The following is a 23,556-nucleotide window of genomic DNA, read 5'->3' on the forward strand; positions in this document are numbered from 1 at the left end:
AACATGCAAATTTTGAACTCTTATTTTGATTATACGAGGTATGTTCAAAATATTCAACATTTACATCAACATTTCACAAGAAAAGGAATAAAGCGAATGGTATAGTATAGTCAAGAGATGAGAAAAAACTCATTAAAAAAGCAGAACTTCATTGTTTAGACAAATCAAATAGCTATTACAAAAAATAACAGGAGGATTATCATGGAAGTAAGAACAGCAGCATCACCAAGAGATGTAAAACACTACACAACAGACAGATTGAGAGAGGAATTTTTAATTCAGAATCTGTTCCAGGCAGACAAGATCAATCTGGTTTACAGCCACATTGACCGTATCATCACAGGAGCAGCAGTACCGGTTCAGGAGAAGCTTGCATTGACAGCAGGGGATGAACTGAGAGCAGAATATTTTCTTCAGAGAAGAGAAATGGGACTGATCAATATTGGTGGAGATGGAATCGTGACAGTTGATGGACGCGTTTATGAAGTAAATGCAAGAGATGGAATGTATATTGGACGTGGATCAAAAGATATTACATTTGAAAGCAAAGATGCTTCATGTCCGGCTAAATTTTATTTGAACAGTGCTCCGGCACACGTTGCTTACCCAACAGTACATATCAAACTTGAGGGAGAACCTGAAGAGGGTGTTGTGATTGTAAAAGATGAGAACAAAGTGGAAATGGGAACACTTGAAGATTCTAACCACAGAGTGATCAACAAATATATTGTGACAGGTCAGGTGGATAGTTGCCAGCTTGCAATGGGTATGACAAAACTTCTTCCAGGAAGCGTATGGAACACAATGCCAGCACATACACATGACAGACGTATGGAAGTTTATCTGTACTTTGATATGGAAGATGACGCATTTGTAATGCACTACATGGGAGAGCCACAGGAGACAAGACACATCATTATGCATAATGAAGAAGCTGTTATCTCTCCAAGCTGGTCAATTCACTCAGGATGTGGATCGAGAGCATACACATTTATCTGGGGAATGTGCGGAGAAAATCAGGACTACGGCGATATGGACAATATCGAGAATAAAGATTTGAGATAATAACGGAAGAACTTTAGAAGCTCACATATTTAATATACAAATAATAATCCCTAATATATAAATCTAATTATAATAAGAAGAAAGAGAGGAATTTAACATGGTTAATTTTTCACTGGAAGGTAAAATTGCACTCGTAACAGGAGCATCTTATGGAATCGGATTTGGAATCGCATCTGCTTATGCAGAAGCAGGAGCAACAATCTGCTTTAATGATCTTAGTCAGGAAAAAGTAGATAAAGGAATTGCTGCATACAAAGAAATCGGTGTAGATGCACATGGATATGTATGTGATGTAACAGATGAAGCACAGGTTCAGGCAATGGTTGCTAAAATCAACGAAGAAGTTGGAATCATCGATATTCTTGTAAATAATGCAGGTATCATCATGAGAAAACCAATGCTTGAAATGGAAGCTGATGAGTTCAGAAAAGTAATCGATGTAGATTTGAATGCTCCATTCATCGTTTCTAAAGCAGTTATTCCGGGAATGAAAGAAAAAGGACACGGAAAAATTATCAACATCTGTTCTATGATGAGTGAGCTTGGACGTGAGACTGTATCTGCTTATGCAGCAGCAAAGGGTGGATTGAAAATGCTTACAAGAAATATCTGTTCTGAGTATGGTGAGTACAATATTCAGTGTAATGGTATCGGACCTGGATATATTGCAACACCACAGACAGCACCACTGCGTGAGAGACAGGCAGACGGAAGCAGACATCCATTTGACCAGTTCATCGTTGCTAAAACACCGGCTGCTCGTTGGGGAACACCGGAAGACCTTCAGGGACCTGCAGTATTCCTGGCATCTGATGCATCAGACTTTGTAAATGGACATATCTTGTATGTAGACGGAGGAATCCTTGCTTATATCGGCAAACAGCCACAATAAGAATCTTTTAAAATATCATAAATTGATAATATAGAAAAACAGCTCATTTTGTTTTGTTATGTACAAAATGGGCTGTTTTTAGGGTGCTATGTGACAGCGCCCTTTTATACAGTAGTATATTACTTTTGTTTCTGTAATTCTTCTTTTAATTTTTGGATTTCTTCATCCTTTTTCTTAAGTTCTTTTTCTTTCTGTTCTATATCTTTCTGCATTTCGTCAATCATCAACTTCGTTGTATTCCGGTCTAATTCTATCAACTCTTTCGAAAACATATTCATCACCTCTTCGACATTCCGGCAAATCTCATAGACTTGTGTGTACATTTCCCTGAAATCCGGATATCGTTCAATAATCTCAATGATTGCTTCCGGTTCATCCATGCACAGAAACGCAAGCCATGCTTCCAGCCTTGTTTCTATCTTTATTGCTCTGTTTTCATTGTGCTGAATCTGCTTAAAAATGTCAAGTGGCACGAAGATATATTTTTGTAGTAAATTCATTTTTGCTCCAGTGTTTGAAGTTTGTACAAAAAAATATTCTTGATACAACAGAAAGCTGTAATTTATTAGAGTGTTCTCGGTAAAATATATCTTATATGGTAAATCAACAGAAGCTAAAGTCTGTAAAAGAAGAAGCAAGGGGAAATCTATATTTAAAGGGTGATGTTTTGCGTACAATGTGGTAAAGTAAATTTCCAGAAATAAAAACTATGTCGTAAATAAGTAGCCAACAGGCTACTTATTTACGACATGTTTGGTTTTACAGTATATCAATATATTCTCCGGCAAGTGCTTTGTTCATACTTCTGACAGCGCAGAATTTTCCACACATGCTGCAAGTGTCACTGTGATCATCTTCCGGTTTTCTGCTGTCGCGGATCGCTTTAGCAGTTTCAGGATCTAAAGCACATGCGTACTGAGCATCCCAGTCGAGAACACGACGGGCATCAGCCATCTTGTCATCAATATCACGTGCACCAGGAATTCCTTTTGCAATATCGGCTGCATGAGCTGCAATCTTAGAAGCAATGATTCCCTGTTTTGTATCTTCTACATTTGGAAGTGCAAGGTGCTCTGCAGGAGTTACATAGCAGAGGAATGCAGCACCACTCATGGCAGCTACGGCACCACCGATGGCAGCTGTGATATGGTCATAACCAGGAGCAATGTCTGTTACAAGAGGTCCAAGTACATAGAAAGGAGCTCCCATACAGATACTCTGCTGTACTTTCATATTGGCTGCAACCTGATCAAGCGGCACATGTCCAGGACCTTCTACCATAACCTGTACATTGTGATCCCAGGCGCGTTTTGTAAGTTCTCCCAAACGAACAAGTTCTTCAATCTGGCATACATCTGTTGCATCTGCAAGACATCCGGGACGGCAGGCATCGCCAAGAGAAATTGTTACATCATACTCTTCGCAGATATCAAGAATTTCATCATAGTATTCATAGAATGGGTTCTCTTCGCCTGTCATACTCATCCATGCAAATACAAGGCTTCCGCCACGGCTTACGATATTCATTTTTCTTTTATGTTTTTTAATCTGCTCGATTGTTTTTCTTGTAATTCCACAGTGAAGTGTGACGAAATCAACACCATCTTCTGCATGCATACGGATAACATCGATAAAATCATGAGCTGTAAGTGTTGCAAGGTCACGCTGATAGTGGATAACACTGTCATAAACAGGAACAGTTCCAATCATAACAGGACATTCGCTTGTCAGTTTGCGACGGAAAGGCTGAGTATTTCCATGGCTTGAAAGATCCATGATTGCTTCGGCACCTAGGTTTACCGCACTCATTACTTTTTGCATTTCTACGTCATAATCTTTACAGTCACGCGATACACCAAGATTGACGTTAATTTTTGTGCGGAGCATACTTCCGACACCTTCGGCACTTAAGCAAGTATGGTTTTTGTTTGCACAAATGGCAACCTTACCCTCAGCAACAAGTGTCATAAGTTTATCAACATCCATATGTTCTTTTTCAGCAACAAGCTTGATTTCAGGAGTGACAATTCCTTTGCGGGCTGCATCCATCTGGGTTGTGTAGTTTCTCATGTTATTTTGCCTCCAATCATTTTAGTAAAAAAATAAATTATATTTATGACGTCAGCAAAATACGGACAGCGTACATGAAAGATGAAAGTCTGTAGTGATACAGACCATTCATCGAAAAACCAACACGTCCAGTGAATGAGCATAGAAGAAATAAGAGAAAATATTTCTCTATGGATATGAAAAATTTTTGCTAACGCCTACATCAGAGCAATCTGATGATATACAAAATCATAAAGCGATTTGCTTTTTTATAGCGGTACAAGGTGGTGTCCCCAATGTATCGCTTTTTGGTCAAACAAAAAAATTATGCTGTAGTGAGCTGTGATATCACTCCACTTTTCTGAAGGATTGAAATCAGGATAAATGCAAGGATACTTCCAGCCACAGTAGAAATAAGGAATGGTATTACATAAACGAACAGTCCTGCAGGTGCAGCACCCATAAGGAAGCGGGCAACCGGATAAGCTGCGATACCACCAAGAATACCGGTACCGATAGCTTCAGCAAGACAAGTCAGGCTTAAGATTTTACATTTTTTGTAAACCAGTCCACAGCACAATGCACCGACCATACTTCCAGGGAATGCCATAAGGCTTCCAAGACCAAGTATATTGCGAAGCAGGCTTGCACAGAAAGCAATGCCGACGCCCCAACCAGGGCCAAGTGTAACAGCGGCAAGAATATTGACCATATGCTGAACCGGAGCACATTTACTTCCGGCAACGGGAATGCTCAAAAAACTTCCTACAACTGCAAGAGCAGTAAGAACTCCGGCAAGTGCTAATTTTTTTGTTTTATTTGTTTCATTCATAATCTGAGTCTCCTTTTCTTTTTCTTCGGAAATGCGTTTGTCATTTTGAAAAAATTGAGATGAAAAAAGGATCCTCACCTGAAGTGAAGATCCTACCAGCTGTCCGAAATAAAAGAAATGAGATGCGAGGGCATCTCAATCAATTACATGGTATACATTCCCTCCGTTGGCATTATCCAAATCAGGTTTAAATGGGTCGAAACGGAATTACGTTTCCTCTCAGCCGGCTTTCGCCAGCTCCCCAGTGACAATATAAAATTGTTGTCTAGTGATATTATGCATCTATATGTATGAAATTGCAAGGGGAATCTTAAAAAATGGAAACTTTGAGTGAACAGTAACAACTTGAAAATTAATATATTATACTATATATTCTAAGTAGTAAGTAGTAAGTGGAATATAGATTTCGCAGATAAATTGAAAGAGAGGAAGAATGTTATGAAAGAGCTTATATTATCTCAGCAATATGCGCTACTTGCGTTAAACGGACAGGAGAGCCTTCATCCAAGTGTGGCAAAAAATGCGGTGCTGCGTGCGGTTGCTGCGGCACAGGTGTTGGAAACAAAGTTGGGGAGAGATACAAATTCATTTTCAGAATTTTCTGCGGCATTACAGAAAGCAGTGCAGATAGCAAAGACTTTGAAGAAAAAAGAAACATCTCAGATTGAGCAAGAAGTGGTAAAAGCTCTGAAAGCAGAAGAACTTTTAAAGGAAGTTCCGGATCTTCTGGGATGTGATATGGATTATGATACATCAGGTATTGAGCTGAAGGCATATCTTAGTGATGAGATAAGTTATGTTAGAATAAAAGAAGGCCTTCGTGCAGAGATTTTAGAGGATGGTCCAATTAGTTTGGAACATGCAGTCTTATTATGGCTTCTTCGTGAGAGTGGTTGTATTCATGATCTGTTTTCTATATCAGAGCAGAGTCGTGTAGAAGAGCGTATGACAGAGGCTGCCACGCAGGATGAGCAGTATCGTACACTATGGGAAGCAGAGTTCCACAGTATTTTCGAAGGAGTTATGAATCGTTTTGTAAAGACAAAGAGTAAGTTGTTCAAGAATCCATATTTAGAAGGTGTGAATCTTGCGTTCCCTTATCTTGACAGAAGGAAATCTGTATTTATAGATATGGTTATTTGGGGGACAAATGTAGCAGATAGAAGGGCTGCGGCAGTAGAATATCTGGATAAAAAAGGATTTACAGTAGAAGAAATAAGAATAGGCAGTGAGACATTGCTGAAAATAGGAAATATATATTATCGCATATTCCCGATGACAAAAACGGCGTATAAAGTACCGATTCAGGGAGTTAATCTGGTACCGGCATACTGGTAGAAAAGGGTACTGGCATAGCAAGTATGTGAATAGTGGAAAAGGTGAGCAGATGTCAAGACAGAGAAGTATGGAAGTAATAGAACAGGCGGAATATGTGACAATCGGAGAACTTGCGCGGCTTACTGCAGTACGCTACAGTACTTTGAAGTTCTATACGGAGGAAGGTATGCTGCCTTTTGAGCAGGCAGAAGAGAACGCCTGTCTTAAAAGAGAACCAGCCCGACTCAAAATTTAAGTTGAGTCGGGCTGGTTCTCTTTTTACTTTACACACTATGAAATCCCTTACCAATAATCTCGCTTGTATTCGATATCAAGATAAAGGCTGTTGGCTGATTCTCCTTAATATAGTTACGAAGTTTAATTGCCTGAGGGCGGTTGAGTGCAGTGAAGATAATATATTTTTCATTTCCGGTAAATGCACCCTGGGCATCTACAACAGTTGCGCTGCGGTTTAGCTCATTTACAATGAAATCACAAATAGGTTGTGGATCATCGCATACAACATTAAAATATTTCGAAAGATTAAAGCTTTCAATAAAGTTGTCGATCATGAAAGAACGAACGGCAAGTCCGAGGAAGGAGTACAGTCCGGTTTTGATGTCAAATACAAAGCATCCGGCAACTGTGATCAGAATGTCGGATACGAGCAATGCTTTTCCGATATCGAAACTGCTGTATTTTTTAATAATCATAGCAATGATATCCGTCCCGCCACTTGATGAGCCGATATTAAAAAGAATGGCAGAGCCAAGTGCAGGGAGTGCGATTGCAAAGCAAAGTTCTAACATCGTCTGGTCTGTCAGAGGATGGGTCATTGGACAGACACGTTCTAAGACAGAAAGTGCAACAGAAAGCAGAATACTGCAGTAGGCAGTTTTTGCTGCAAATTTTTTACCCAGTACAAAAAATCCAAGTAACAGCAACAGCATATTCATGATAAATGAAAAATCACTGGCGGATATTTTCCCGGTTTTGGCAACCAGTACGGCAAGACCGGTGATACCACCAAAAGTAAAATTGTTTGTAAATTTGAAAAAATAAGTTCCAACTGCCATAATGAGTGTGCTGACAGTCAGTAAAGTAAAGTGTTTTATCTTACTTATATTCATATGAATCCTCCTGAAATTTGCTTATGTTACCTATAAGAATTCAAAAGAAAATTCTTTTAATTACTGTTTATAAAATGCCATGTGAACAGTAATTTTTTTCCATATACCAACCGAATTGTAACGCGAGGATATTTATTTGTCAACGCAAAATAAAATCGTACAGATAAAAGTGCAGAAAAAGAAAAAAATTTTATGCTATAATAAGAAAAGTGAAAAATTTCGAGGGTGTAAAAGTATGAAAATAGAGTATCGAATTCAAAAAGATTATATAGAAATTGTCCGTTGCTATGGAGTGGATTCCTGCGTAACGCTTCCGGCACAAATTGACGGATATCCGGTAAAAAAAGTAGCTGCATACACATTTTCGGCGAGAAAATCACAGGAAGATGAGGATGTGCTTACGTATGAAAGTGAAGACGGTCTTCTGCTGGAAGAAAATAATAAATTGCTTGCGGGAGTAGATGTGGAGAAAGTTATCTTTCCAGAGACTGTTGAAGAAATCGGTAATTATATCTTTTATGGCTGTAAGGAATTGCGATATCTAGAATTTTCCAATACATTAATGAGTATAGGCAGTGGAGCATTTACCGGATGTGGCAAATTGAGTGGATTGAAAGTGCATATGAAGCGGGGAGAGAAATCTTGTGTAAAAGAGATTCTTGGAGATTTGTGGCAGCGGATAGATGTTACTTTTATATATGAAGAATCAGGGAAAGAGGCAAGATTAGTATTCCCGGAACATTATGAGGAAGCGGTGGAAAATACACCGGCAAGAATTTTGTTTACACAACATCATGGAACGGGCAATAATTATCGACAGTGTTTCTATAATAAGGAAATGGATTATCGAAAATATGATGAGTTGTTTGTTTTGGCAAAAGCACAGGATAAACAAGAAGTATTGGTCGATATGGTGTTTAACAGGTTAGAATATCCGTATGATTTGACGGATAAAAACAAAGATGAGTATAAAGATTATATGTTGGAACATTTTGCACAGTGGTCAGAGATTTTAGTGGAGCAAGATGCGATTGAACGATTGCAATTTTTGAGTAAACAAAATCTTTGGAGCCGGGAGATGTTGGACATAGCTATTATGGAAGCCTCTGAAAAAAAGAGGGGAGAAACATTAAGCTTTCTTATGAACGAAAAACAGAGCTTGTATCCGGAGCGGAAGAAGAAAACGTTTGAATTATAAAAGAGGAGGGGATGCAGATGGACAATCAAGGATTAGGAACGCTGGATGCGATCGGTGAACTTGCTGAACAATTAGAGCGAATCGGGACACAAATTTTGAATGCATCCCGTGCAGAATTATATTTCGGTATGCGTTTTTTTGATGTGGCTTTAAGCAGTTTTGATTATCAGATGAATACGGAGATTGCACCATTTGGAACAGACGGAAGAAGCATCTTTTATCATCCGCAATTATTGGGTGGAATGTACCGAAGAAATCGAATTCAAGTTAATCGGGGATATTTGCATATGGTATATCATTGCATTTTCCGTCATATTGTAAAACCTGTAAATGGAAATGTGTGGGAGCTAAGCTGTGATGTTGCGGTAGAACATCTGGTGGATGCCAATTATCATAGGTCGGTGAGGGCACCTAAGAGTTTGCTGCGGCGTGAAACATATAGGCGGTTGGAGCAGGAAGCAAATGGAAAAGTGCTGAATGCGGAACGCATTTTCAAGATTCTGCAAAGCTGGAATCTCGGAGAAAAGGAACTGGAGAAATTAGAACAGGAATTTTATGTGGACGATCATCGATATTGGGAGAGTCAGAAACCAAACCGACAGCCAGATCCAATATTGAATCAGAAGTGGCAGGACATCAATGAACAAATGGAAACAGATTTGGAGACATTTTCGAAAGAAGCATCACAAGAAAATGGTGATTTCATTGGACAGATAAAAATAGAGAATAGAGAACGGCATGACTACAAATCATTTCTTAGAAAGTTTTCTGTGTTCAGGGAAGAAATGGGAATCGACCCGGATTCTTTTGATTATAATTTTTATAGTTATGGATTATCATTATATGGAAACATGCCTTTGATAGAACCGCAGGAAACAAAAGAAGTAAAGAAAATAGAAGAGTTTGCGATTGTTATAGATACTTCCATGTCGTGCTCCGGTGAACTGGTACAAAAATTTCTGGAGGAGACTTATAGCGTTCTGAAGGAAAATGAAAGTTTTTTTAAGAAAATAAATGTGCATATTATTCAGTGTGATGAGCAGGTGCACTCTGACTGTAAGATTACAAGTGAAGAGGAATTAAAAGAATACATGGAACATATGGATTTGTATGGTCAAGGAGGGACAGACTTTCGTCCGGCATTTGAATATGTGGAGCAGCTGGTCAGGGAAAAAGAGTTTCATGACTTGCGTGGATTGATATATTTTACAGATGGGTACGGCATTTATCCAAATAGAATGCCGCCATTTAAAACAGCATTTGTTTTTATGCAGGAAGATTATACAGATGTAGATGTTCCTGTGTGGGCAATCAAACTAATATTAAGCGAGGATGAATTAGGATAGATTTCTATCGTATCGGCAGTTACATTGGCTGATTTGACAGAAATAAAGTAAGAGGAAGTATAGAAGGGAACATAAAATGGATATAAAGCGTGCGAAACAGGAAATCAAAGATTCTATAGAGGCGTATTTGGCGAAGGATGAGTTTGGTGCATATCGGATTCCGGTCATCCGCCAAAGACCGGTACTTCTGATGGGACCTCCGGGGATTGGTAAAACACAGATTATGGAACAAATTGCAAAAGAATGTAAAATTGGTTTGGTTGCATATACAATTACGCACCATACAAGACAAAGTGCAGTCGGATTACCATTTATCAAAGAAAAAATATATGGAGGACAGACTTATTCGGTAACAGAATATACGATGAGCGAAATTATTGCGTCAGTGTATGAGAAAATTGAACAGACGGGAATCAAAGAAGGAATTCTGTTTATTGATGAGATTAACTGTGTGTCAGAAACACTGGCACCGACAATGCTTCAATTTTTACAAGGAAAAACATTTGGAAATCAGAAAATTCCGCAAGGCTGGATTATTGTGGCAGCAGGGAATCCGCCGGAGTACAACAAGTCGGTTAGAGAATTTGACATCGTTACGTTAGACCGAATTAAAAAAATCAATGTAGAGGCAAATTTGGATGTATGGAAAGAATATGCGTATAAGCAGGGCATTCATCCGGTAGTGATATCATATTTAGAACTGCGTAAACAGAATTTTTACCGGATTGAGACAACGGTAGACGGAAAAGCATTTGCTACGGCGAGAGGCTGGGAAGATTTGTCACAGCTTATCCAGACTTATGAAGTGCTTGGAAAAACAATAGACAGGGATGTTATTGCCCAGTATATCCAGCATAAAATGATTGCAAAAGATTTTGCAAATTATCTGGAACTCTTCTATAAATATAGGAAAGATTATGGCGTGGAAGATATTCTGGAAGGAAAATGGAATACCGCAACGTTACAGAAAATCAAGGCGGCTCCGTTTGATGAGCATTTAAGTGTAGTGAGTTTGTTAAATGGTAAAGCAAGTGAAATGTTTCAGAAAAGTTTTCTGGAGGATGCATATGTTTCAAAAGTATATGAATATTTATTGATTTATAAAGAAAATCTGGAATCTATGCGCCCAGAAGATATCTGGCATCAGGCAGAACGCGATTATCAGGAACAGATACGAAAAGAATTATTGAATCATACAGAAGAAATCGTAATGAAAAAGGCGGTTGCGGCACTGGAAAAATTTGCAAAACAAAGCCAGAATAATATTTTGAAAAATAATAGTGAAGAACAATTTGAACAAGTAAAAGAAATGTTCGGAGAGCTTGTACAGAACCGTGAAAATCTGATAGAATTGACTTCAGAGATGTTGACACATATTTTTGACTTTATGGAGGCTGCATTTGGAGAGAGTCAGGAAATGGTTGTACTGATTACAGAACTGAATGCTAACAGTTATGCGGTGTGGTTTATTAAAGAAAATGGTTGTGACCAGTATTATCGGTATAATAAAGGGCTGCTGTTTGATGAGCGTCAGCAGGCAATTGTACAAGATATGGATGCAGTAGAGACATTATTAAACAAGCAAGGGGCAATCAGCTAAGGAAGGAGCAATCGAAGATGAATGTAAGAGAAATGAGAAATGAAGTATTAGCTAACCGGGTAGTGAAAAATTTGGAATCCCGTAATATGGAAGCATATTTCGTGAAAACAAAAGAAGAAGCATTAAAAAAAGCATTGGAGCTGATTCCAGAGGGAAGCTCAATCAGCTGGGGAGGAACCGTTTCAGCTAAGGAGATTGGCTTGTTAGATGCTGTACATGAAGGAAATTATGAAGTATATGACAGGGAAGAAGCTCAGACGCCGGAGTTGAAAAATGAGATTGCTCATAAAGCTCTTGATTGCGACTTTTTTATAGGAAGTACAAATGCATTAGCAGAAAATGGCGTGATGGTTAATATAGATGGAAATGCAAACCGTGTGGCAGCGTTTGCTTTTGGCCCTAAAAATGTACTTTTGATCGTAGGTATGAATAAGGTTGTAAAATCTGAAGAAGATGCTATGAGCAGAGCTAGAAATGAGGCGGCACCAATCAATGCACAGAGATTCGGACTTGATACTCCATGTTCTAAAAATGGAATGTGCTATGATTGCAAATCACCGGATTGCATTTGCTGTCAGATTTTGATCACGAGATATTCCAGAGCGGCGAAGAGAATCAAGGTGATTCTGGTGGACGAGAACCTGGGGTTCTAAATGGTGGAACGGCAAGGCATTTGTGATTCGTGAGGTGGACGTACTGTAGGATCAGGTCGTGTTGCTACAATCATTGAGTAATATACGCGAAAGCAATGAATAAAGCGCCAATCAAGGTGATAAAAAAGAGACTGCAAGCTTGCTTGCAAGTCTCTTTTTTTCGCCTTGATTGGTGCATATACAAGAGATTTGTTATCAGAATATTAACTCAAGATATAGACCCCAGAGGCTTAGGTTTCTGGGGTTTTTGAGTTGTATAAAAAGGTAAGAATAGAGTTTTGTTATGCAATATGGTATACTTAGAAAAACGCAATACAAACTTGGCTTTAGGGGAAAAAACAAATGGCTTCAAGAAGTTTTAGAGTATTTGGAACAAGAACAGATTTAGAAAGTGTATTTTATGAATTTCAAGAACTTAATTTAGTTAAATATTATAAATGTGGTAGAAATGAGAATAAAATCGATGATATTACTAAAACTATTTATTTTGGTATTTCTCTCAATGGAAGTCACATAGGAAATCAATATCTTGTTATAAAAGATGACGAATCAATATGCTTTGATAAATATAAACATATATCTCAATATCTGAATGAAACGAGTGTTGCTATTGACCTTGGCGGATTATATGATGAAAATATAATTGTGCCTACAACTGTATCTACAATATGGTATGACAATAAAATTAGCAAAGAAATCTTCAATGATTTAAGAAAAATTATGAAAAGATATGCTTCTACAACTATCAATGGATATATGATATTAAAAAATGCTTATAGTAAAAAGGAGCAGTTACGATTTGTAACTATAGGTGCTCAAAGCCCGAGAGAATACGATTTAATAGTTTAACGAAATTGTGAGTTTACAAAAAAAGTCAGATAACGGTGGCATTGCATAGCAAATAGTGGAGGGATGATATGACGGTAGGATTTAAAGTAGGCTATTATTGGTTTCAAGTTGGAACAAGTGATTTTTTGCATTCTTTTTTTCTACGATATGTATTCGGTTCGAACATGGGAAATGGGGGCGTGTTTATCCCAAATTAATGGGGAAATTATATCAAGGCTATTTAAAAAATCGGGATTTAAATGAAGGGCTAGAGGAATTGTGTAAAGTAAGAAAAGAACTGAAAAACTTTTCGCCCTCTGATGTAATATGGGATGCTGAAGACTTAAGTTTAACACCGCCTTGGGGAAATAATATTAGTTCAGATATTACAGATTTGTCTAATTACTTTGTTACCAGTGATGGAAGAGATTTGATTTCCGTTTTAAGCGAGGCGATGAATGAAGCAAAAGAAATGCAGTGCGATATTGAGATTGATAATTTATAATAGTTTAAAAATCAGAAGGAAGAAGCAAGAGTTCTGATTATAGTAATTAGATAAACTTGATTTATAAATTATTAAAATACGAAAATCGCTATATCAGCTGGGAGATGAATCCCACCTCTATAGGTGGTGAGAAACAAGCTGGTATTAGTGGTGGGAGTCAATCCCCCAGCTGATATAGCCTCCGGCAGGATTGCAGAGGTGCGCAGTTGATATTACAAAAATAAATCGAGGAAAGGGAGTAATATGAACAGTACTCTTATTTTTTATATATTTTTTTGTATAATGTTGATTAGCTCGGTGATAATTATCGTAACACGCTGGAAGAGATATACGAAATATTCTAACGGGACAGAATCTGATATTTAAAACAGAAATGTCTCAAAGCGAAATAATTCAACAATTGAAAACACATAATGCAAATGATACATTAGAGTATGATTTTTTTGAAAAAAATAACGAATACTTTCTCGAAGTAAAAGGCATAAAACGAATATTTTTTAACGGAATATTGACAGCAACTTTTAAGGTTGAATTTATGGTAAAAAAATTAAATTGCGTTCCTCAAAAATTGGTAAAAGAAATTTAATATAATTAGATGTCAGATAATTGCGGGTTGTAGAATTGAGAAAGGGATAAGTTATGGTAAAGGCAGCAAAAAGTTATCAACAAAAATATGAAAAAATAATGGGTGAGTCTAGTGAAGATGAACTTTGGAGTGATATTGAAAGGGATATAGCTGAATTTAAAAAGAAAGTCGAATTTGGAAAAGCAGACGGATACTTCTGGAATATGTATTTTAATTTGCTGCGCAGCAATAGACTTATGTTTGCAGGAATAAATAAAGCTTTTATAACCGGTGATACGGCTTATATGTTGAATGGGATTTATCAGGAAAATCGTTTCAATTGCATTTATGGAAATAGAGCGAATAGCGGAGGAGCACAGACAATTAATTTCATTGAAGTTGTGATTGCTTATTCTTGTAATGATTACAAACTGTTGGAAAAAATCATGCCATTTGAGGCAGGGCCTGCTAGTTCCGGTTATTCAGCTCCGTATTATAATATGGTTTATGCCATGACATATCATGATGATGAGGAGGGAAAGAAAGCACAGGCAGAATTAAGTACATTTATGGAGAAAAAACGGACACAATTTGATTTAAAACTAGCAAAATTTTTCTATGATTTATATCAGAAAGATGTGGACGGAGTTAATCGCGGATTACAGGAATTGTGTGATCTTATGGGAAAATGTAAGTGGATTAATGAACACATTTATGGGCTGGATAAAGACATTCAAACTTTGGGAAAGATGGTGGCAATATTTATACATGGTTTGTATCATATAGCTATGAAATTTTTGGAAGACAGTCCATTGCTTGATAAGATTAAGATGCCCGAACATAAGAGTTTTATAAAAGAATATGAAGAATTTAATATAGAGAAGAATTTTCCGGAACCGCATAATTTAATTAATTTTGATCCGATTGCAAAGTTTATAAATTTAAGTATAAAGACAGAAATGATACCGGAAGTATCTTTCAGTAAATCAGGAAGAATGTATGTAAATGACGGAAAAAGATTTGAAAAAATGTTGTTTGATAATTTGCAAAAAAGTAAGGCTTTACCATTTGAATTAAAGGAAGAAAAATATAAATTGCCAGCAGTATATAAAGAGTTCATATGTAAATATGATGGTCTGAGCTTAGAGAATGGCTGCACATTCTATCCGCTTGAAGAATTAGATGCTATGAATAAAGACTTGCAGGTAAATATATATCAGCCAGATACAGTTGCTATCGGAAATGATGGAGGTGATCTGGTCTTTCTGATGAAGCAGGAAAAAGAAACGAAAACTGTTTATCTGGTAGATGCGGGTGATTATGATTTGGAAAGTCCGTATCAAATTATTCCGGATTTTAATAAATGGATGGAAAAAGGATTTGAAATCGAAGATATAGATGGAGAAGATGTAAGAGGAGTTGACTATGGTGATCTATATTTAATAAAAATGCCGAAAGAAGGAGTAAAAGGATTGGTAACAATAAAAAGGGCTTTCAATTTGGAAATGAGTACGGGAGAGTTATTGCAAAAATCGAAAAGTTTGCCAACAAAATTGTTATCAAACATCACAAGTTCAAAAGCAAATATAATAGCTGAGAAAATAGGCATGCCAGGACTATTTGAAATAAGGTAAGAACTTTTTGACATTTTCACAGATGCGTGATAATATGATTATAGAAAAAGAGTGCTACCGATAGACGGTTAGTCCACATGCTTAATCGATTAAAAATAACCGTTCAGTTTGCGAGGCTGGGGCGGTTATTTTTGTGTCTTATTATTATCCTTGCCGAATGTGTATCCGGCACAAAAGCAGGTGATGCCGAAGCTCACAACTGCAATGAAGTCCACAATACTCATTGGCTTAGCCCTCCTTTCCAGTGGATTCCCGTTCGGGTTTCTATGTAATCAGAGGGTCACAGTCCCTCTGTTGAAGGACTAACCGCCTACCGTTATGGTAGCACCCATGTTCTGATTATAACAATAAAAAAGAATGGGTGCAATAAGAAAATGGCAGAGGAAGTAGTAGGTGTTGATGACAAAGTATTTAGAAAAAAGACTTCCGGTGCCAAGAAATCAAGTAAATAAAAATAGAGTATGTAAATCAGCCATTTTTCAATGTATTTTGGATAGAAAAACATAAAAAATGAAGGATAAAACGGGATTAAAGTATCGTGAAGGTGGACGTACTGTAGGATTAGGATGTGTTGCTATGACAATAAGTTTACTTTATCCTTTGATAATCTAAGAATAGAGTTTTGAGTTAGAATGTAAGAAACGAATTAGTATTTGGAGGAGATGCTTATTTATGAAAAAAGGAATAAACAAATCAATCTTATTTTATGTTGTATCAGCTCTGTTTTTGACAGCCTCAGCTATTGGCTTAACGAATGGAAATGAAAATACTATGGCTATAGTATGGTTAAGCCTTGGTTCCGCATTTCTTTGCTTAGGTTCGACTTATAAGAAAAAGGAAAACAATAAAACAAATACAGATGATAAATAATTTCCTGCTTGTATAGCTGAAAAATAGGGATTCATTGAGTCCTTTTGTGATTTGCAACTGCTGGTTGACAGATTTACAGCCTGAAATGGTGGAATGCAAACAGCAAAACTGCTATATTTAGCTCATAAAATCTACAAAAGGAGGAAAAAATGATTTTAGCTGATAAAATTATAGAGGAAAGAAAAAAGAATGGATGGTCATAGGAAGAATTAGCCAATCAGTTGGGCGTATCCAGACAGGCAGTATCTAAGTGGGAAAGTGCAGGAGCTGTTCCGGATTTGCAAAGAATTTTACAGATGTCGGAGCTATTTGGTGTTAGTACAGATTACCTATTAAAAGATGAAATGAAAGCAGAAAATATCGCCTATCACGAAACTACTGAAAGCTGTGCAGAACCGTTGAAAAAAGTAACTATGGAGAATGCAAATGAATTTCTTGACATGAAAAGAAGTGGATCCAAAGTAGTGGCAAACGCAACAAGTATGTGTATCTCAAGGCCAATATTATTGATTGTTCTTGTGACAATGGCAGAAGATGGCGTATTTCATGTTTCGGAATCTCTGGCAACAGTGTTTGGATGTGTTTTTTTGCTTGGAATGCTTGCGGCAGCCGTCTTTTTGTTTATTACATATGGAATGCGTGAATCACGTATGGAACATTTTGAAAAGGAATGCTTTGAAACAGAGTATGGTGTATCTGGCATGGTACGAGAAAAAAAGATTCTTATGAACCGATTTTTATCAGAGGAACAGCTGTTGGGGTAGTGATTTGTATCCTGGCAGTGATTCCGACAATTATTGCCGAAGCCATGGAAGCACCTGACTATTACTGTGGTCTTTCCGTTGGATTGTTGCTATTTATTCTTGCACTAGGAGTGAATCTGATGATTCGTGTTGGAATAGTAAAAAGCAGTTACGATACCCTTCTTCAGGAAGGCGAATATACAAAAGAAGAGAAACTGTTTAAGAAAAAGACGGATACGTTTTCTGGTGTATATTGGTGCTTAACTACAGCGATTTACCTTGCATGGAGCCTCTGGACGATGAGCTGGGATATTACATGGATTGTATGGCCGGTTGCAGGTGTTTTGTTTGTAGCATTGCTTGGTGTGGTGAAAATGGTGTTAAAGAATGGCAGAGGAAGTAGTTGGGATTAGCAATAAAGAATTTAGAACGAGGCTTCCGGTGTCAAGAAATCAGGCAAATAAAAATAGAACATGTAAATAAACTATGTACGAATAAAGTGACGGAAAAATTTTGTTATTGAAAAGAATACGGATTCAAGAGAAGCTAGGGGGACATATGAGAAAAGAGGCATCTATAGAACAATGGAAGACGTTGTATGAGGCAGGAACACGCATTAAGGAACTGAAACCATGGGAAAAGTTCTGGGATATGGATTTAATTGGCATCAGATATGGTACTGAAGAGGAAACGATTTTCTTCAGTATACTGGGGCGAGGCGGTGATTGTTATGGAATAGCCGTCTATGAAGGATACGAGGGATTAAATAGTTTTCTCATGCTTACCATGCAGGAGAGCATGAATCTGGCTCCTGGATATGCGATGTTTAACCAAAGAAATCTCACCTGCTATTGGGGTAATCGTGACGAACTATCTAATAGGCAAAGAAAGCTTATTAAGGAATTAGGATATACATATCGCGGAAAAAATCAGTGGCTGTATTTCCTGTCTTTCGAGCCGGGATATTATCCATATAATATGGATGAGGAAGAAGTATTGCGTATGAGCGAGTATTTACAGGATTTGGAACTGGCTTTGCGTTACTATGCTGATACAGAAAAGCAGGTTGATTTTGAATCGGGAAATATGTTTCTGCTTTCTTTTGGAAAAGATAAGAAAACATGGAATTTTGGTGAAGAGCCACTTCCTTTTACAGCTTTTCAATTTGGGAATTTACTGATTACAGATGAAGCTTTGCTCTCAGACTTGGAAAAAGCCCCGAAATGCAATGCTGTTTTAGAGGCAGATGTATCTGTATTAGGAACATTAGTTACGGATAAAAAATATGATCGCCCTGTAAATCCGGCATTGTCGTTATTAGGAGATGCAAATACAGGAACTATCATTAAATTTGAAATGCTTGAACCAGAGGATGATGCGATTGTAATGTTGGCAGAATTCTGATAGGTTTCATTTTTCAATTTGGAGTACCGAAGGAAATAAGGGTGTCAAATGTAATTGTAGAAGCCAGACTTGACCAGATATGTAATGTATGTGGTATTAAACTTCGTAGAGTAAAAAGATTAAAAGGATTGGAAGATTTCAAATATAGCATGCAAAGATTTAGATAGTAGCAGTTTGTCAGGTTGAAAGAAATATCGGATGGCTGTACATTATGTTTTCCGTTTGATACAATAGATGAGCTTGAGTAGGAATATCTAGCAGATGAGTATTCAACGCCGGTATCAAAGTGGAAAGGTTTCTACATCCATTTTCAACACAGTTGTGTATACAGATACCAGAACGAAGTTGAATTTATTGAAAAAATATTTATTGTCTGGAATTATAAGGAAATAAAATGCATGAGTAAAAGAAATAGAAAACCAAATAGAAAAAAGAAAAATAAGGCGGGAAATATCATTTCCAAAATTATATTGATTATAGCATTATGTGTCTTTGTATTTTCAGGTTATCAGTTGCTCAAAAATATCCTTCCTTACTATCAAGGAGGAAAAGATTATGATGAAATAAAGAAACTGGTAATTGAAAATGAAACCCCAACAGAACAGGACACTTCAGGTGAAGAACAAGTGGAGGAAGCAGCTTTAGGATTCAAAGTGGATTTTGCAACACTATTAGAAATGAATCCGGATACAGTAGCGTGGATTCGATTTGATGAACCGTCGATCATCAGTTATCCGGTAGTAAAAAGCCAGGATAACAATGAATATTTGACAAAGACATTTACAGCAAATGACAATAAATTGGGAGCAATCTTTGTTGATAAAGACTGTGCATCAGATTTTTCAGGAAGAAATACGTTAATCTACGGACATCATTTGAATTATGGCGGGGAGATGTTTTCGAGATTAAATGAATATGCGGATGAGAGCTTTTGCAAGGCACATCCATATTTCTATATTTACACACCAGATGGAAAAACAAGAACATATCAGGTGTTCAGTGCAGGTGTGGTCAAAGATACAGCAGACAATTATATACTGTCCTATGCGACAGATGAGGATTTTATGAAATATATTGAACTGTGCAGGAGTACATCTAATTATGCTGTGGATGTAGAGGTAAATGTACAATCCAAGATCGTAAGTTTGTCTACATGTACGAATGTAAATGAGGATGAAAGATTTTTGTTGCAGGGTGTATTAATAGAAGAGAAATAGGAGGAGAGGCATGGAAGATCGTTTTGCGGTAGGAGACATTATCCGGATGAAGAAGCCACACCCATGTGGAAGTCATGAATGGGAGATTCTTCGTGTGGGAGCGGATTTTCGTTTGAAATGTGAAGGATGTGGGCATCAGGTCATGGTGTCTAGAAAATTGGTTGAAAAAAATACAAAAGAAATACGAAAAAAGGCTTGAAAGAAATAGAACACTATGATAAAATAGCAAATTGTGACATGCCGTTTAAATAAACGGTTGAAAACATTTCCTTGCTCTCGTGCAAAGTCGAGGGCCAGAGACCAAAAGGAGGTAAAAACACATGAACAAGTATGAATTAGCTGTTGTTGTCAGCGCTAAAATCGAAGACGACGCTAGAGCAGAAGTCATTGAAAAAGTGAAAGATCTGATCACTCGTGTAGGTGGTAATGTAACAGACGTCGATGAATGGGGTAAGAGAAGATTTGCTTACGAAATTCAGAAGATGAAAGAAGGATTCTACTACTTCATCCACTTCGAGGCTGAGAGTACTGTTCCTGCAGAGTTGGAACAGCGTATCCGTATCATGGATCACGTTCTCAGATATTTATGCGTTAGACAGGATGCATAATAGAAAGAGGTATATATGAACAAGGTAGTTTTGGTAGGAAGATTAACCAGAGACCCGGAAGTTAGATATTCTCAGGGTGACAGCTCAACAGCAGTTGCCAGATATACATTAGCAGTAGACCGCAGATTCAAAAGAGATAATGAGCCAAGCGCAGATTTTATTCCGTGTGTTGTGTTCGGTCGTTCAGGTGAATTTGCAGAAAAATATTTCCGTCAGGGAATGCGCGTTTCCGTTTCCGGTCGTATCCAGACAGGAAGCTATACAAATAAGGATGGCGTAAGAGTCTACACTACTGAGGTAATCGTAGAAGAACAGGAATTTGCTGAAAGCAGAGCAGAGAGTGAAGCGAACAGAGGTGCGTTCCACCAGTCAGCTCCTAGCCAGGCAGCACCATCACCAAGCGTTGATGCCGGAGATGGCTTCATGAATATTCCAGATGGAATCGATGAGGAGTTACCGTTTAACTAAAGTCTGACTTCCAAATGAATAATTATGGAGGTAAATGAAATGGCTTACGAAAAAGGTAGCAAACCAGAAGGCGGCTTCAAGAGAAGAGGCCCAGCACGCAGAAGAAAAAAAGTTTGCGTATTCTGTGGTAAAGAAAATAACGAAATCGATTACAAAGACGTTGCAAAATTAAAGAAATATGTTTCTGAAAGAGGAAAAATTCTTCCAAGAAGAATCACAGGAAACTGTGCAAAACATCAGAGAGCTCTTACAGTAGCAATCAAGAGAGCAAGACACATTTCTTTGATGCCATACGTTCAGGACTAATTGAAATGATAGAGTTGTCATACATTTTGTGTGGCAGCTCTTTTTTTGTCGTGCATATGACAAAAAGGTCCATGGAATTTTTTGAGTTGTACAAATCAGGTGAATTTTATGAGAAGTCCGATGCGAAAAAATCCCAGTGGATTAAATGCGTAAAAAGTGATATACTAGAACTCAATAATGGGGTAATAAGATTGTTCATTCGTGAACGGATACAGAATAATTACATATTTACGTGCATACTCAAGGGGAGAGACGAGTATAGCCTGAAAGGGAAAGTTTCATGGATAATAGAAATGTGCGTTTAAAAGGGCAGCTGCGAATGTATATGCAGTGGCCGGTCATTATGACAATTCTTCTGGTCGCTATGAATATATGGATGTATAAGGTAGACCGGAAAGCCGGCTTAATGATGTCGGTATTTGTCATCATCTATATGGTAATTGTAGGCGTGCTGTATTTCTACAATCGCTCATTAATTCTTGCGGACATGATCCAATTTTCCACACAGTACAAGGGAATCCAAAATACACTTTTGAAGGAACTTGCAATTCCGTATGCAATATTGATGGCAGATGGAAGAATATTGTGGAAGAATGATAGTTTTGAAGAACTGTTTGTAGATCAGAAGTGGGAAAAGTATATGAACAAACTGATTCCGGGGCTGAATCGCGGTGTATTTCCAAAGCAGAATATGGAACAAGTGGAATTACAAGTACAGTACAAGGAACGCGATTATCAAGTGACACTTAGAAAGGTGTCGATGGAAGGATTCAGTGAGAAAGAAGAAGTGCTTCAGATTCCAAAAGAACAAGAGTATTTTATTGCAGTTTACATGACAGATGTTACAGAATTAAATGAGTACATCAAAGAAAATGAAGACCAGCGTATGATTGCAGGACTCATTTATATTGATAACTTTGACGAAGTCATGGAAAGTGTTGAGGAAGTGCGACAGTCCTTATTAATCGCATTGATTGACCGAAAGATTAACAAGTATATCGGAGATGTAGATGGAATTGTCAAGAAACTGGAGAAGGACAAGTATTTCATTGTAATCCGAAAAGAAAGCTATAAGAAATTCGAAGCAGATAAATTTTCGCTGTTGGAAGAGGTAAAACAGGTCAATATTGGTAATGCCCGCTCAGCGACATTAAGTATTGGATTAGGATTAAATACAGCAACATATGCTCAGAGTTATAACTATGCCCGTATAGCAATCGATCTTGCACTTGCAAGAGGGGGAGACCAGGCAGTAATTAAAGATTGTAATGGCATCACATATTTTGGTGGTAAGAAAGAGATGACTTCAAAAAATACACGTGTGAAAGCGCGTGTCAAAGCAGAAGCGTTGCGTGAATTTATTGTTGCCAAGGATCAGGTTATTGTTATGGGACATAAGATTGCGGATGCAGACTGTCTTGGAGCTTGTATGGGAATTTATCGAGCTGCAAAGGAATTGAAGAAGAAAGCGCATATTGTCATGAACAGTGTGCCAAGTTCTGTTCGTCCATTATATGATGAGATTGTGGATAGTACTGCATATGAGGATGATATTTTCCTGACATCAGAGAGAGCACTGGATTATATCAACGATAATACGATGATTGTCGTGGTTGATACAAATAAGCCACAGATGACAGAGTGTCCGGAGTTGCTTAAGAAGTCGAAGACAATTGCTGTATTGGATCATCATAGACAGAGCAGTAATATAATTGAGAATGCAGTTTTGTCTTATGTAGAGTCGTATGCGTCATCTGCTTGTGAGATGGTAGCAGAAGTGCTTCAGTATATTGTGGATGATATTAAGATTCCAAGTGTTGAGGCGGATTGTCTGTATGCAGGAATCATGATCGACACGAGAAACTTTATGAACAGAACGGGTGTCAGAACATTTGAAGCCGCTGCATTTTTGCGAAGATGCGGTGCGGATATTACAAGAGTCCGTAAGATGTTCCGAGATGACATGGATTCATATAGAGCGAAGGCAGAGGCTGTCCGTATGGCAGAGGTATATCGCAAGGAATTTGCAATCGCAGAGTGTCCGAGTGATGTTGAAAGTCCGACTGTTCTGGCCGCACAGGCTGCAAATGAGCTGTTGGATATTAGTGGAATCAAGGCATCATTTGTCTTGACTATTTATGAGGGCAAGATTTATATGAGTGCCCGTTCTATTGATGAGGTAAATGTTCAGATTGTTGCGGAAAAGCTTGGTGGAGGCGGTCATATCAATGCTGCCGGTGCTCAGTTTGATCATACCGATATGGAAGAAGCAATCAAGGCGTTAAAACAGACGATTGATAAAATGATAGAAGAAGGAGATATTTAA

25 protein-coding genes, 2 pseudogenes and 1 riboswitch are annotated in these 23,556 nt (G+C 37.7%); of the genes and pseudogenes, 23 read left to right on the plus strand and 4 right to left on the minus strand.

Translation table 11 applies throughout. From position 1 onward, the window contains the following. Positions 1-201: 201 nt before the first annotated feature. Both kduI and D8Q48_RS13020 read left to right on the plus strand, forming a co-directional pair. Positions 202-1,065 carry a 5-dehydro-4-deoxy-D-glucuronate isomerase gene (gene kduI, locus D8Q48_RS13015; protein ID WP_022074703.1) on the plus strand — a complete coding sequence of 288 codons (864 nt, stop codon included), beginning with the start codon at positions 202-204 and terminating at the stop codon, positions 1,063-1,065. A 97-nt stretch (positions 1,066-1,162) separates the two neighbouring features. Further along, positions 1,163-1,957 (plus strand): gluconate 5-dehydrogenase, encoded by a 795-nt coding sequence (locus tag D8Q48_RS13020; RefSeq protein WP_022074702.1) that lies wholly within the window; start codon positions 1,163-1,165, stop codon positions 1,955-1,957. Between the two features lie 119 nt (positions 1,958-2,076). On the opposite strand, the gene D8Q48_RS13025 is transcribed toward D8Q48_RS13020, so the two are convergent. The 3 genes from D8Q48_RS13025 to thiW form a co-directional block, all read right to left on the minus strand. Next, positions 2,077-2,457 (minus strand): hypothetical protein, encoded by a 381-nt coding sequence (locus tag D8Q48_RS13025; RefSeq protein WP_117992041.1) that lies wholly within the window; start codon positions 2,455-2,457, stop codon positions 2,077-2,079. Between the two features lie 259 nt (positions 2,458-2,716). Then, complete coding sequence (gene thiC, locus D8Q48_RS13030) at positions 2,717-4,027, minus strand: phosphomethylpyrimidine synthase ThiC (protein WP_118688953.1); 1,311 nt, start codon at positions 4,025-4,027, stop codon at positions 2,717-2,719. Between the two features lie 304 nt (positions 4,028-4,331). Further along, on the minus strand, positions 4,332-4,838 hold the full coding sequence (gene thiW, locus D8Q48_RS13035; RefSeq protein ID WP_121056738.1) for an energy coupling factor transporter S component ThiW: 507 nt from the start codon (positions 4,836-4,838) through the stop codon (positions 4,332-4,334). Between the two features lie 141 nt (positions 4,839-4,979). Further along, positions 4,980-5,092: riboswitch (TPP riboswitch) on the minus strand. Between the two features lie 184 nt (positions 5,093-5,276). On the opposite strand from thiW, the gene D8Q48_RS13040 reads away from it, so the two are divergent. After that, entirely contained in the window at positions 5,277-6,176 is a 900-nt protein-coding gene (locus D8Q48_RS13040; protein ID WP_121056740.1) for a hypothetical protein, read from the plus strand. A 49-nt stretch (positions 6,177-6,225) separates the two neighbouring features. Further along, positions 6,226-6,372, plus strand: a pseudogene (locus D8Q48_RS13045) (MerR family transcriptional regulator); the annotation flags it as partial. A gap of 67 nt (positions 6,373-6,439) precedes the next feature. Here the strand turns inward: D8Q48_RS13045 and D8Q48_RS13050 are convergent. Continuing rightward, positions 6,440-7,285, minus strand: coding sequence for a YitT family protein (locus tag D8Q48_RS13050; RefSeq protein WP_117992045.1), 846 nt, complete (start codon positions 7,283-7,285; stop codon positions 6,440-6,442). A gap of 235 nt (positions 7,286-7,520) precedes the next feature. Between D8Q48_RS13050 and D8Q48_RS13055 the strand changes: the two genes are divergently transcribed. From D8Q48_RS13055 to D8Q48_RS13140, 19 genes and pseudogenes are all read left to right on the plus strand, one after another. Beyond that, complete coding sequence (locus D8Q48_RS13055; protein ID WP_117992054.1) at positions 7,521-8,483, plus strand: leucine-rich repeat domain-containing protein; 963 nt, start codon at positions 7,521-7,523, stop codon at positions 8,481-8,483. Positions 8,484-8,494: 11 nt separating this feature from the next. After that, positions 8,495-9,829, plus strand: coding sequence for a VWA-like domain-containing protein (locus D8Q48_RS13060; RefSeq protein ID WP_121056742.1), 1,335 nt, complete (start codon positions 8,495-8,497; stop codon positions 9,827-9,829). A gap of 76 nt (positions 9,830-9,905) precedes the next feature. After that, complete coding sequence (locus D8Q48_RS13065; protein WP_121056744.1) at positions 9,906-11,429, plus strand: AAA family ATPase; 1,524 nt, start codon at positions 9,906-9,908, stop codon at positions 11,427-11,429. Positions 11,430-11,446: 17 nt separating this feature from the next. Further along, positions 11,447-12,082 (plus strand): lactate utilization protein, encoded by a 636-nt coding sequence (locus D8Q48_RS13070; RefSeq protein WP_121056746.1) that lies wholly within the window; start codon positions 11,447-11,449, stop codon positions 12,080-12,082. Between the two features lie 342 nt (positions 12,083-12,424). Then, positions 12,425-12,931, plus strand: coding sequence for a hypothetical protein (locus D8Q48_RS13075; RefSeq protein ID WP_118688947.1), 507 nt, complete (start codon positions 12,425-12,427; stop codon positions 12,929-12,931). Positions 12,932-12,999: 68 nt separating this feature from the next. Beyond that, entirely contained in the window at positions 13,000-13,128 is a 129-nt protein-coding gene (locus D8Q48_RS17590; protein WP_243116299.1) for an immunity 70 family protein, read from the plus strand. After that, positions 13,083-13,415: an Imm70 family immunity protein gene (locus D8Q48_RS13080; protein ID WP_243116303.1), complete on the plus strand. Its 333-nt coding sequence runs from the start codon at positions 13,083-13,085 to the stop codon at positions 13,413-13,415. Before D8Q48_RS17590 ends, D8Q48_RS13080 begins: the two co-directional genes overlap by 46 nt. A 639-nt stretch (positions 13,416-14,054) precedes the next feature. Further along, positions 14,055-15,614, plus strand: coding sequence for an SMI1/KNR4 family protein (locus D8Q48_RS13090; protein WP_121056748.1), 1,560 nt, complete (start codon positions 14,055-14,057; stop codon positions 15,612-15,614). Between the two features lie 672 nt (positions 15,615-16,286). After that, the gene (locus D8Q48_RS13095) at positions 16,287-16,484 is read left to right on the plus strand and encodes a hypothetical protein (RefSeq protein WP_121056750.1); all 198 of its coding nucleotides are present in this window, start codon (positions 16,287-16,289) and stop codon (positions 16,482-16,484) included. Between the two features lie 215 nt (positions 16,485-16,699). Next, positions 16,700-17,248: pseudogene (locus D8Q48_RS17595) on the plus strand (helix-turn-helix transcriptional regulator); the annotation flags it as partial. Then, positions 17,248-17,640: a hypothetical protein gene (locus tag D8Q48_RS17600; RefSeq protein WP_243116301.1), complete on the plus strand. Its 393-nt coding sequence runs from the start codon at positions 17,248-17,250 to the stop codon at positions 17,638-17,640. The pseudogene D8Q48_RS17595 and the gene D8Q48_RS17600, both read left to right, overlap by 1 nt. A gap of 145 nt (positions 17,641-17,785) precedes the next feature. Further along, entirely contained in the window at positions 17,786-18,631 is an 846-nt protein-coding gene (locus D8Q48_RS13105; RefSeq protein ID WP_243116302.1) for a hypothetical protein, read from the plus strand. Positions 18,632-18,672: 41 nt separating this feature from the next. After that, positions 18,673-18,798, plus strand: coding sequence for a hypothetical protein (locus D8Q48_RS17810; RefSeq protein WP_279230738.1), 126 nt, complete (start codon positions 18,673-18,675; stop codon positions 18,796-18,798). Between the two features lie 231 nt (positions 18,799-19,029). Then, complete coding sequence (gene srtB / locus D8Q48_RS13110; RefSeq protein WP_121056752.1) at positions 19,030-19,848, plus strand: class B sortase; 819 nt, start codon at positions 19,030-19,032, stop codon at positions 19,846-19,848. 10 nt (positions 19,849-19,858) lie between these two features. Then, on the plus strand, positions 19,859-20,047 hold the full coding sequence (locus D8Q48_RS13115; RefSeq protein WP_022074690.1) for a DUF951 domain-containing protein: 189 nt from the start codon (positions 19,859-19,861) through the stop codon (positions 20,045-20,047). A gap of 121 nt (positions 20,048-20,168) precedes the next feature. Then, entirely contained in the window at positions 20,169-20,456 is a 288-nt protein-coding gene (gene rpsF / locus D8Q48_RS13120) for a 30S ribosomal protein S6 (RefSeq protein ID WP_022074689.1), read from the plus strand. Positions 20,457-20,471: 15 nt separating this feature from the next. After that, the gene (locus D8Q48_RS13125; RefSeq protein WP_022074688.1) at positions 20,472-20,924 is read left to right on the plus strand and encodes a single-stranded DNA-binding protein; all 453 of its coding nucleotides are present in this window, start codon (positions 20,472-20,474) and stop codon (positions 20,922-20,924) included. 39 nt (positions 20,925-20,963) lie between these two features. Then, a complete protein-coding gene (gene rpsR / locus D8Q48_RS13130; protein WP_022074687.1) occupies positions 20,964-21,230 on the plus strand; it encodes a 30S ribosomal protein S18 in 267 nt (88 codons plus the stop codon). A 280-nt stretch (positions 21,231-21,510) separates the two neighbouring features. Beyond that, complete coding sequence (locus D8Q48_RS13140) at positions 21,511-23,556, plus strand: DHH family phosphoesterase (protein ID WP_121056754.1); 2,046 nt, start codon at positions 21,511-21,513, stop codon at positions 23,554-23,556.

This window comes from Ruminococcus sp. B05 (genome assembly GCF_003628495.1).
GTDB lineage: Bacteria > Bacillota > Clostridia > Lachnospirales > Lachnospiraceae > Schaedlerella > Schaedlerella hominis.